This window comes from Flavobacterium sp. P3_A6 (genome assembly GCF_056403035.1).
The window spans coordinates 82,936-94,041 of record NZ_JBFUGG010000021.1 but is presented as its reverse complement, the minus strand read 5'-3'; the positions used below and the strand labels follow the sequence as shown (position 1 = coordinate 94,041).

Below are 11,106 nucleotides of genomic sequence, written 5' to 3'. Positions count from 1 at the left end.
GCATAGAATTTCTTCCGGATTATACTAAGAAAATTGATGATTTATATAATGCCTATTCTTTTGCAAAATGGAACCCATTGAATAAAGAGAATATAGTAGAAGCACATAAACTTTTGGGAAAGCATATTGTAAGTAAACACCAGCAAGGAAAACATCGAATTCATAATATGTATGTAACCACAGATGAAGGGCGGATTGAATATATAGCAGCGCTTCCACATCAGGTAGATCACGAAATGAATGCCTTTTACGAAGATTTAGGAAGTTTACTCAAAAAGGGTTTAAATTTTCAGGAAGTTTTTTACTACGCCAGTTTAATTCATTTAGTTTTTGTAAAAGTACATCCTTGGAATGATGGCAATGGACGTACTGGCAGATTATTAGAGAAATGGTTTTTATCGGAGAAACTTGGTGAAAAAGCTTGGTTTGTTCAAAGCGAAAAGAATTATTATCAGAACCATCAATTGTATTATTCTAATCTTAGGATGTTAGGCTTGGAATACGAATATCTGGATTATGCAAAAGCAATGCCTTTTTTGGAAATGCTGCCTAAGTCATTATTGCTGTAAATCTAAATTCTAAAAATCCCATGACTTTTACCGCAATAGATTTTGAAACCGCAACTGCTTATCATCCATGTTCTGTAGGTATTGTTACCGTCGAAAATGGTGTTGTTGTAGATGAGTTCGTGACTTTGATTAAACCGCCAAATAATGAGTATAATCCTTTTACGATACAAGTTCACGGAATTTATCCAAGAGATACGGCAAATGCCAAAACCTTTATTGAAGTGTTTCCTGAAATTCAAAAAAGACTTCAAAATCGAATTGTCGTGGCACACAATGAAAGTTTTGACCGTAATGTTTTATCCAAATCAATGGCACTGTATGGTTTAGACTACGAGGATTTAAATATTGGTTCCCGCTGGGAATGTACTGTAAAAATATATAAAGCAAAAGGTTTAAAACCAGCAAAGCTTAGCGACTGTTGCCGCGAAATGAATATAAAACTAAACCATCACGAAGCCCTATCGGATGCGAGAGCTTGCGCCAAATTGTATTTACTGCGATAACTCCAACTCTATAAAGTTTAGTTTTAAGTCGAGTTATTAATTTTAGATCAAAAATCATTACACTTTAGGTTATGATGTTGTAGAAATATCTGTCTTTTTTAATTATGTAAGTTAAGTTGTTTGTTTTTTTATTACTTTAGATAAATAGTCTGGTATTTAAAGAAGTATAAAACGAAACAAAATGAAAGAAGATTTTCTCCATTACCTTTGGAAGTTCAAAAAATTTGACACTTTAAATTTAAAAACTTCTAACCAAGAGGAAATCACTATCAGTAATGCGGGTCAGTATTTAGAATTGGCAGGTCCTGATTTTTTTAATGCCCAAATTACCATTGGAGATCAAAAGTGGGCAGGTAATGTAGAAATACACGTCAAATCATCCGATTGGTATGTGCATCATCATGAAAAAGATGCAGGTTATGAAAATGTAATTTTGCATGTGGTATGGGATCATGACACAGAAATTTTTAGAAGTGATAATTCTGAAATCCCCGTTCTTGAACTTAAAAATTATGTTAGTGCCTCAATTCTTAATAATTATCAAAAGTTATTAGCTCCCAAGTCTTGGATTTTCTGCGAAAAGCAATTAACTGAGATTCCTGAGTTTGTATTAAAAAATTGGCAGGAGCGATTGTTTTTTGAGCGTTTAGAAAGAAAATCAAAACCGATATTGGAATTGTTAGAGTATACTAACAATGACTGGGAAACTGTTTTGTTTCACCTGTTAGCTAAAAACTTTGGGTTGAATACTAATGGGGAAGCGTTTCTTAAAATTGCTCAATCAATTCCTTTTCCAGTAATTCGAAAAGAATGTTTTGAAGTTGAAAACCTCGAAGCTTTACTGTTCGGTTCAGCTGGTTTGTTGGATGCTGAGAAAGAAGATGCTTATTTTAAAGATTTGAAATTTAGGTATTTTTATCTGCTTCATAAGTATCAAATAGAAAAGAGTTTTATAGAACCCCTTCAGTTTTTTAAACACAGGCCTGATAATTTCCCTACAGTTCGGCTTTCACAATTGGCCAATTTATTTCATAAACAGCAAAATCTATTTTCGAAAATAAACAATTTGAGTGTTGTTGAGGCAATTTATGAAATTTTTCGGGTTTCGGTTACTCCATATTGGGAAACTCATTACCAATTCGACAAAGAAAGCCCGAAAAAGAAAAAAACATTAACTAAGTCTTTTATGGATTTGTTGATTTTAAATACTGTTATTCCGCTTCAATTTGCTTATGCCAAAAGTCAAGGAAAAGAGGCTTCAGAGGATTTAATAACAGTTTTGAATGATGTAGAAGCCGAAAAGAACTCAATAGTGGAAAAGTTTGGCTCTTTTGGTATAAAAGCTAAAAATGCTTTTGAAACACAGTCTTTATTACAGCTTAAGAATGAATACTGCAGTAAGAATAAATGTCTAGATTGCGTTATCGGTGCAGAGTTGCTAAAAATAAACTGATCTGTCATTTAGTTATATCTAAATCACATCAGTATTGAATCTGAAATTTTGTATTTTTGCCAAAACTCATGACCTAGAATTATGCGGGCAGTAATAAAATTAAAGTTCTTTTTGGAAAAGTATGGTTTTCACGTGTCGTCCCGATTAGCAGATAAATTAGGAATGCGGGTGACAAACGTTCGTTTATTTTTCATTTATATTTCTTTTGTGACTGCTGGTTTGGGATTTGGAGTCTATTTAACCTTGGCTTTTTGGATTAAACTAAAAGACTTAGTCCGTGCCAAACGAACTTCTGTTTTTGATTTGTAAACTAAATTTGAGACATAAAAAAAGGGATTTTAAAGCTTAACCACTTTAAAATCCCTTTTTTTATTTAACTGAAAATTATTTTTCCGGATTGTTTAGTACACTGTTTTTCTTGCCATAGGCAAAATAGAAAATGATTCCTAAAGCCATCCAAACAAAAAGTCTCAACCAATTCGTCCAACCTAGACCATACATCATTGCACAACATACAAATACTCCTAAAAGTGGTACGAAAGGAACAAGCGGAGTTTTGAATTCTCTCACCATATTTGGTTCTTTTTTTCTTAAGATTATAACAGAAATACATACAAGAACAAAAGCAAATAAAGTTCCTATGCTTGTCATATCCCCAACAATATCTCCAGGAATAAAAGCTGCAAAAGCTCCAACAATTATCAAAATAGCAAGGTTTGCTTTGTATGGAGTTTTATATTTTGAATGCAAATCACTAAATGCTTTTGGCAGTAAACCATCTTTACCCATAGAGTAAAAAACTCTTGATTGTCCTAATAACATAACTAAAATAACAGATGAAAAACCTGCTAATATTGCAACGGTAACAAATTGAGCAAGCCAGTTATAGCTTTCTCCCATAGCGTGGATTATGGCATTGGCTACAGAGGCCTCCTTGCCGCTAGTTCTGAAGAATTCTACTGGCTCAAGACCTGTAAGAACATGTCCAAAAAGAATATATAAAACAGTACACACTGCTAAAGATCCTAAAATACCGATTGGCATATTTTTTTTAGGATTGATAGTTTCTTGTGCGGCTGTACTTACAGCATCAAATCCTATGAAAGCAAAGAAAACGGTACCAGCAGCGCCTAATATTCCCATTATGCCTCCATAGGCATGTCCTACTCCATGTTCATCAGTGAAAACATCTGTTGGCGGAACGTAAGGGGTATGATTTGCTGGGTTAATGAAATGCCAGCCCAATACAATAATTAGTATTACGATTAGAACTTTAACAACAACAATGATAGCATTTACTACCGCTGATTCGTGTATTCCTTTTATCAATAATAAACTGATTACAGCAACTATAAATAGAGCTGGTAAATTTATGATTCCTTGTTCTCCTGTTAATGATGTTTGAAATGGAGAATGGCAATAGGCAAAAGGTATGGGATCTACGTGTAGTACATTTGTGAGTAAATTATTTAGATATTCGCTCCAGGCAATCCCCACTGTTGCAGCACCTACTGCATATTCAAGTATTAAATCCCAACCAATAATCCAAGCTAAAAACTCACCCATTGTAGCATAAGTATAAGTGTATGCACTTCCAGAAATAGGAATAGAAGATGATAGCTCTGCATAACACAATCCTGCTAATGCACAACCGATAGCGGCTACAACAAATGCTATTGTTACAGATGGTCCTGCACTTTGTGCGGCAGCGGTTGCTGTTCTTACAAATAATCCGGCACCTATAATAGCACCTATGCCTAATGCAATTAATGACCAGGCCGTTAGTGTTCTTTTTAATCCTTTTTCAGAGTCGGCTGCTTCTGCTAGAAGTTGTGCTAGCGGTTTTCTTTTCCAAATTGACATACTATAATATATTGGTTAGTTGTTATTAAGTTCCAAATGTATCGTTTTTTATAAAAAATAAAAACAATTATCTTCTTTTAAGTTATAAAAACTTTAATATTTAAAAGATAATAATGTAAAAATTTATTTATGTATTGATAGTCATTTAGTTATGAAGAAATTAAAGACAAAATAAAATGCCATTAAGAAGTATGTGAATTTGATGTTTTTCTTAATAAAATGATTTTTTTTATCTTAATTTATATTTTGAAAGAAAACGATAAATGTTTTTGAAAATGGATTTTAAACAGAAAATAAAATATTTTAAATTTACTAATCAGCAAAGAGCAGGGATTTTTTTGCTTTTCGGAATCATTGTTGCTTTACAATTGGTTTACTATTTTGTGGATTTTAATCCAATCCAAGAAAAGGATTCGAAGAAGCAACAATGGCTTTCTTTACAGACAGAAGTAGATTCTTTAAAATTGCATCTATCCTATGATAAATTTGTTATGCATCCCTTCAATCCAAATTTTATTTCAGACTATAAGGGATATAAGCTTGGTATGTCTGTTGAAGAGATTGACCGGCTTCTGGTTTTTAGAAAGCAAAACAAATTTGTTAATTCTGCTAAAGAGTTTCAAAATGTGACAAAAGTTTCTGATTCATTATTGAATACAATGGCTCCGTTTTTTAAATTTCCGGATTGGGTAAATAAAAAGGGCAATAATAATTATGAAAATTTCTCAAATAAGTCTTTTGCCAAAAAAGAAAAAATAATCATTGTAGATATAAATCAAGCAACGCCAGAAGATTTGATTAAAATTAATGGAATTGGGGAAGTGATATCATTGAGGATTTTAACTCAAAAAGAAAAATTAGGAGGATTTGTCTCTATGGAACAGCTTAAAGAAGTTTGGGGATTGTCTCCAGAAGTAATTTTAAATTTAAATAAGTACTTTGCTGTTATAAAAATGCCTAACTTGAATAAAATAGATATTAACAATGCTTCTTTAAAGGAGCTTTCGCAGTTTTTTTATTTTAAGCATGATTTAGCCAGGCAGATTGTAAAATACAGAAGCATGAATGGTGATTTTAAAAATATTGAGGATTTGATAAAAATTAACAATTTTCCCGTTGAAAAAGCAAATTTTATTAGCTTATATTTGAACTTTTAATAGTAATGATATTTTATGATGAATTTTGATTATAGTGAAACACAATCTTTAATAGCACAATCTATAAAAGATTTCGCAGAGAAAAATATAAGGCCTTATATAATGGAGTGGGATGAAGCCCAAATTTTTCCAAAACCGCTTTTTAAAAAATTAGGAGAAATGGGATTCATGGGTGTTTTGGTACCAGCTGAATTGGGAGGTTCTGGATTGGGGTATCATGAATATGTCACAATTGTAGAGGAAATTTCAAAAGTCGATCCTTCTATAGGGTTGTCTGTTGCAGCTCATAATTCGTTATGTACTAATCATATTTTAACTTTTGGGAATGAGGAACAAAAGAAAAAATGGATTCCAAAACTAGCTACGGGCGAACATATTGGAGCTTGGGGCTTAACGGAACACAATACTGGATCCGATGCAGGAGGAATGAATACTACAGCCGTTAGAGATGGTGATTTTTGGGTGATAAATGGAGCTAAAAACTTTATTACGCACGCTATTTCAGGAGATATTGCAGTAGTAATTGTTCGTACTGGTGAAAAAGGCGACTCAAAAGGAATGACTGCATTTGTACTCGAGAAAGGAATGCAGGGATTTGCATCGGGGAAGAAAGAAAATAAATTAGGAATGCGTGCCAGTGAAACGGCTGAACTGATTTTTGATAATTGCCGTATTCCTGATGCTAATAGATTAGGTGAAGTGGGACAGGGATTCGTTCAAGCTATGAAGATTCTTGATGGTGGCCGTATCTCAATTGGAGCTTTGTCTTTGGGAATTGCCAAAGGTGCTTTTGAAGCAGCTTTAAAATATTCTCAAGAAAGACATCAGTTTGGACAGCCTATTTCTGAATTTCAAGCGATATCTTTTAAATTGGCCGACATGGCCACCGAAATAGAGGCATCAGAATTATTATTGCACAAAGCGGCTTTTCTCAAAGAACAGCACAGACCAGTAACTAAATTAGGAGCCATGGCCAAAATGTATTCATCAGAGGTTTGTGTAAAAGTAGCTAATGATGCCGTCCAAATCCATGGAGGTTATGGGTATACGAAGGATTATCCTGTGGAAAAATTCTATAGAGATTCAAAATTATGCACCATAGGCGAGGGCACTACAGAAATTCAAAAATTAGTGATTTCAAGGGATTTATTGAAGTAAATATATGAGTGTGCCACCATCCCGATAAAAGGGTTGATTCACATTACAAGCATACACCCTTTTATCGGAATGCTGTAAGGCTGTCCGCGTTACTTTGGTAACTTGCTTCCATTCTTCAAGCAGAACATTGAGAATGTAAAGTTTTAAAGAAACCAAAAACTATTTTTTAGCCTTTAAAAGCATCCGTTTATGTTTTGGGATTAAAATAAATTGAAAAAAAAATAAATAAAGTGCGTCAAATTAGAAATAATGTTTAATTTTGCGCACTTAACGAAAGGGGGTGATAAAATTATGTTAATTATACCAATTAAAGACGGAGAAAATATCGATAGAGCACTTAAGCGCTACAAAAGAAAATTCGATAAAACTGGAACTGTAAGACAATTAAGAGCACGTACTGCTTTTATTAAGCCGTCAGTTATCAATAGAATGAAATTCCAAAAAGCAGCTTATATTCAAAATATGAGAGATAGTATTGAGAATATCTAATACTCTAAACGCTTAAAATAAATTGCCGTTAGTAATTAAAGTTTCTTAACTTTGATGCTAACGGTTTTTTTATGACTACAAATAATAAAGATGCATTTAGAAATTATCTGCAGCTGGAAAAAAAATATTCTCCGCATACTGTAAATGCTTATCTGAATGATATCTCTTATTTTGAGGTATTTAATAAGGAGTATTTTGAGCAGGATACTATTGAGCAGGTGAACTACAGTCAGATTAGAAGCTGGATTGTTGCGCTTGTGGATGATGGTGTTTCAAATAGTACTGTAAATAGGAAAATAGCTTCCCTAAAAGCTTTTTATAAATTCCTTTTAAAAATAAAACAAATTCAAGTCAATCCATTATTAAAGCACAAAGCTTTGAAAACGGAAAAAAAACTTCAAATCCCTTTTTCGGAAAAAGAATTGACAGAAGCCTTGTCTCAAAATCCTGTACCTGATGGATTTCAGGAAGTCAGGGATAAACTTATAGTAGAATTGTTTTATACTGCTGGAATCCGTAGAGCAGAACTTATTTATTTAAAGCTTTCAAATGTAAATTTTAGCAGCGGTGCTATAAAGGTGTTGGGTAAGAGGAATAAGGAGCGTATTCTTCCGGTTTTGAGTGTGGTTATGGAACAGTTGCAATTGTATATAAAGGAGCGTTCACTGCTGGAAATTATAGTAGATGAAGATTATTTATTTCTAACAAAAAAAGGGTTAAAATTAAATGATTCTTTTGTGTATCGATTAATAAATTCATACTTTAGTAGTGTCTCCGAAAAGGTAAAAAAAAGTCCTCATATATTAAGGCATACATTTGCGACTCACTTATTAAATAACGGAGCTGATTTGAATTCAGTAAAAGAGTTATTAGGACATTCCAGTTTGGCTTCTACACAAATTTATACTCATAGCAGTTTGTTTGAACTTAAAAAAGTGTATCAGGAAGCACATCCTAGGAATAAAAAATAATTCGAAAATGTTTAACCATTAAAAAAGATTGATTATGAAGGTAAATGTTCATGCAGTTAACTTTACTGTTGACAAAAAGCTAGTGGATTTCGTTCAGGAAAGAATGGATAAGTTGGAGAAATATTATGACAGAGTTGTTTCTTCTGATGTTTTTTTGAAAGTAGAAAAGACAAGTGAAAAGGAAAATAAAAATGTTGAGATAAAGATTAATGTACCAGGAGATGATTTTTTGGTGGAAAAACAATGCAAATCCTTTGAGGAAGCCGTTGAACAAGCAGCGGAATCTCTAGAGCGATTGCTGGTAAAACGTAAAGAAAAGTTAAGAACACATATTTAATTTAATTTTTTTTCAAAAAATGTTTTGATTAAAAGATAAAATCTCTACATTTGCAGTCCGTTAGAAATAGCGGACTTTTTTTATTGAAATCGCCAGCGTAGCTCAGTTGGCTAGAGCAGCTGATTTGTAATCAGCAGGTCGTGGGTTCGAGTCCCTCCGCCGGCTCTTTTTTCCAATGCGATTTGGAATAGTTTATTAGATTATTGATAAAAAAAATGGGGAGATACTCAAGCGGCCAACGAGGGCAGACTGTAAATCTGCTGTGTGAACTTCGCAGGTTCGAATCCTGCTCTCCCCACAAAATGAAGTTTAAAGTTTGAGGGTTTAATCAGTTTAATGAAATAATTTTAAACTTTTAAACAATGTTAAGCAAAATTTCTCTGCCGACTTAGCTCAGGGGTAGAGTGCTTCCTTGGTAAGGAAGAGGTCACGGGTTCAATTCCCGTAGTTGGCTCAAGTAAGTAGGAAATTGAAATAAATATATAAACTAGATTAAAAATTAAGTAAAATGGCAAAAGAAACCTTTAACCGTTCGAAACCGCACTTAAATATTGGTACGATCGGACACGTAGATCACGGTAAAACTACTTTAACAGCAGCAATCACAAAAGTGTTATCTGATGCTGGTTACTGTCAAGCAAAATCATTTGATCAAATTGATAATGCTCCTGAAGAAAAAGAAAGAGGTATTACAATTAATACATCACACGTTGAGTATGAAACTGCTAACCGTCACTACGCACACGTTGACTGTCCTGGTCACGCGGATTACGTAAAGAACATGGTTACTGGTGCTGCTCAAATGGATGGTGCTATCCTTGTTGTAGCTGCAACTGACGGACCAATGCCACAAACTCGTGAGCATATCCTTTTAGGTCGCCAAGTAGGTATTCCTAGAATGGTAGTTTTCATGAACAAAGTGGATATGGTTGATGATGCTGAGCTATTAGAATTAGTTGAAATGGAAATCAGAGACTTATTGTCTTTCTATGAATATGATGGTGATAACTGTCCAGTTATTCAAGGTTCTGCTTTAGGTGGATTGAATAATGATGCTGCTTGGGTTCCTAAAATTCTTGAATTAATGGAAGCTGTAGATTCTTGGATCGAAGAGCCAATCCGTGATACTGAAAAACCATTCTTGATGCCGGTTGAGGATGTATTTACAATTACTGGTCGTGGAACTGTTGCTACAGGTCGTATCGAAACTGGTATTGCTAATACAGGTGATGCTGTTGAAATCATTGGTATGGGAGCTGAAAAATTAACTTCTACTATTACTGGAGTTGAGATGTTCCGTAAAATCCTTGATAGAGGTGAAGCTGGAGATAACGTAGGTTTATTATTAAGAGGTATTGATAAAGAATCTATCAAAAGAGGAATGGTTATCATTAAGCCAGGATCTGTTAAACCACATGCTACTTTCAAAGCTGAGGTGTATATCTTGAAAAAAGAAGAAGGCGGACGTCACACACCATTCCATAATAACTACCGTCCACAGTTCTACGTTCGTACAACTGACGTAACAGGTGTTATTACTTTACCAGAAGGAGTAGAGATGGTAATGCCAGGCGATAACTTAACTATTAATGTTTCTTTGTTAAGCCCAATCGCAATGAGCGTAGGTTTACGTTTCGCTATCCGTGAGGGTGGTAGAACTGTAGGTGCAGGTCAGGTAACTGAAATTGTAGCTTAATACCAAATAAATACCAAAACCAGTGTTGTTTTGACGACACTGGTTTTTATTAACTACGGGCGTAGTTCAAGGGTAGAATAGCGGTCTCCAAAACCGTTGATGGGGGTTCGAATCCCTCCGCCCGTGCAAAATAAACTAATCACTATGACAAAAGTTGTTAATTACATATCAGAATCATTTGAGGAATTAAAATCAAATGTAACTTGGCCAGAGTGGGCTGAAGTGCAACGTCTTACGATCGTTGTTGCTGTATTTTCAGTGGTATTTGCTTTAGCAACATGGGGAGTAGATGAAGTATGTGCAAAAACATTAGCTATATTTTTTAACTGGATAAAAGCATAATTTTTTGTAATGGCTGATAATAATATAAAAAAATGGTATGTCGTTCGTGCAGTAAGCGGACAAGAAAATAAAGTGAAAGCTTATATCGAAACAGAAATTGCTCGTTTAGGGATGAGTGATTATGTTTCGCAAGTTCTTGTGCCTACTGAAAAAGTAGTTACTGTAAAAGAAGGTAAAAAATTATCGAAAGATAAAGTTTATTTTCCAGGTTATGTTATGTTGGAAGCCAATTTGGTTGGAGAAATTCCTCATATTATCAAGTCTATAACAAGTGTTATTGGTTTCTTGGGTGAAACAAAAGGCGGTGAGCCGGTTCCGTTGAGAATGTCAGAAGTGAATAGAATGTTAGGTAAAGTTGATGAGTTGGCTGTAAATACAGATACTCGTTCAATTCCTTTCAACTTGGGCGAAACTATTAAAGTGATCGATGGTCCTTTTAATGGTTTTAACGGTACAGTTGAAAAAATAAATGAAGAAAAGCGTAAACTTGAAGTGATGGTGAAAATTTTCGGAAGAAAAACGCCATTGGAGCTTAGTTTTATGCAAGTTGAAAAAGTATAATTTTTGT

Annotated in this window: 13 protein-coding genes and 4 tRNA genes; 16 read left to right on the top strand and 1 reads right to left on the bottom strand. The window is 34.0% G+C overall.

Annotation, left to right across the window (positions count from 1 at the left end; genetic code table 11):
* The 4 genes from AC1DVP_RS17245 to AC1DVP_RS17230 all read left to right on the top strand — a co-directional run.
* Window positions 1–569 (top strand): Fic family protein (locus AC1DVP_RS17245; protein WP_477184715.1); only part of this gene is annotated, 569 nt, incomplete at its 5' end.
* Window positions 570–589: 20 nt separating this feature from the next.
* Entirely contained in the window at window positions 590–1,072 is a 483-nt protein-coding gene (locus tag AC1DVP_RS17240) for a 3'-5' exonuclease (RefSeq protein WP_477184714.1), read from the top strand.
* A gap of 181 nt (window positions 1,073–1,253) precedes the next feature.
* On the top strand, window positions 1,254–2,525 hold the full coding sequence (locus AC1DVP_RS17235) for a DUF2851 family protein (RefSeq protein WP_477184713.1): 1,272 nt from the start codon (window positions 1,254–1,256) through the stop codon (window positions 2,523–2,525).
* An 81-nt stretch (window positions 2,526–2,606) separates the two neighbouring features.
* Window positions 2,607–2,834 (top strand): PspC domain-containing protein, encoded by a 228-nt coding sequence (locus tag AC1DVP_RS17230; protein WP_315158722.1) that lies wholly within the window; start codon window positions 2,607–2,609, stop codon window positions 2,832–2,834.
* Between the two features lie 75 nt (window positions 2,835–2,909).
* Here the strand turns inward: AC1DVP_RS17230 and AC1DVP_RS17225 are convergent, their stop codons facing one another.
* Window positions 2,910–4,388: an amino acid permease gene (locus AC1DVP_RS17225; protein ID WP_477184712.1), complete on the bottom strand. Its 1,479-nt coding sequence runs from the start codon at window positions 4,386–4,388 to the stop codon at window positions 2,910–2,912.
* A gap of 383 nt (window positions 4,389–4,771) precedes the next feature.
* On the opposite strand from AC1DVP_RS17225, the gene AC1DVP_RS17220 reads away from it, so the two are divergent.
* The 12 genes from AC1DVP_RS17220 to nusG all read left to right on the top strand — a co-directional run bounded on the left by AC1DVP_RS17220 (window position 4,772) and on the right by nusG (window position 11,099).
* Window positions 4,772–5,545, top strand: a complete 774-nt coding sequence (locus tag AC1DVP_RS17220; RefSeq protein ID WP_477184711.1) for a ComEA family DNA-binding protein — start codon at window positions 4,772–4,774, stop codon at window positions 5,543–5,545.
* An 18-nt stretch (window positions 5,546–5,563) separates the two neighbouring features.
* Window positions 5,564–6,703 carry an acyl-CoA dehydrogenase family protein gene (locus AC1DVP_RS17215; protein ID WP_477184717.1) on the top strand — a complete coding sequence of 380 codons (1,140 nt, stop codon included), beginning with the start codon at window positions 5,564–5,566 and terminating at the stop codon, window positions 6,701–6,703.
* Window positions 6,704–6,994: 291 nt separating this feature from the next.
* Window positions 6,995–7,192 carry a 30S ribosomal protein S21 gene (gene rpsU, locus AC1DVP_RS17210; RefSeq protein WP_100431805.1) on the top strand — a complete coding sequence of 66 codons (198 nt, stop codon included), beginning with the start codon at window positions 6,995–6,997 and terminating at the stop codon, window positions 7,190–7,192.
* Window positions 7,193–7,263: 71 nt separating this feature from the next.
* Complete coding sequence (locus AC1DVP_RS17205) at window positions 7,264–8,163, top strand: tyrosine-type recombinase/integrase (RefSeq protein ID WP_477184710.1); 900 nt, start codon at window positions 7,264–7,266, stop codon at window positions 8,161–8,163.
* 34 nt (window positions 8,164–8,197) lie between these two features.
* Window positions 8,198–8,500, top strand: a complete 303-nt coding sequence (gene hpf, locus AC1DVP_RS17200) for a ribosome hibernation-promoting factor, HPF/YfiA family (protein WP_115813442.1) — start codon at window positions 8,198–8,200, stop codon at window positions 8,498–8,500.
* A gap of 91 nt (window positions 8,501–8,591) precedes the next feature.
* A tRNA-Thr gene (locus AC1DVP_RS17195) sits at window positions 8,592–8,665 on the top strand.
* A 52-nt stretch (window positions 8,666–8,717) separates the two neighbouring features.
* Window positions 8,718–8,798: transfer RNA gene (locus AC1DVP_RS17190), tRNA-Tyr, on the top strand.
* An 84-nt stretch (window positions 8,799–8,882) separates the two neighbouring features.
* Window positions 8,883–8,954 (top strand) — tRNA-Thr (locus AC1DVP_RS17185).
* A gap of 54 nt (window positions 8,955–9,008) precedes the next feature.
* On the top strand, window positions 9,009–10,196 hold the full coding sequence (gene tuf / locus AC1DVP_RS17180) for an elongation factor Tu (RefSeq protein ID WP_315250814.1): 1,188 nt from the start codon (window positions 9,009–9,011) through the stop codon (window positions 10,194–10,196).
* Window positions 10,197–10,251: 55 nt separating this feature from the next.
* Window positions 10,252–10,322: transfer RNA gene (locus AC1DVP_RS17175), tRNA-Trp, on the top strand.
* Between the two features lie 18 nt (window positions 10,323–10,340).
* Window positions 10,341–10,538: a preprotein translocase subunit SecE gene (gene secE, locus AC1DVP_RS17170; RefSeq protein ID WP_477184709.1), complete on the top strand. Its 198-nt coding sequence runs from the start codon at window positions 10,341–10,343 to the stop codon at window positions 10,536–10,538.
* Window positions 10,539–10,547: 9 nt separating this feature from the next.
* Entirely contained in the window at window positions 10,548–11,099 is a 552-nt protein-coding gene (gene nusG, locus AC1DVP_RS17165; protein WP_077370832.1) for a transcription termination/antitermination protein NusG, read from the top strand.
* The last annotated feature ends 7 nt before the right edge of the window (window positions 11,100–11,106 follow it).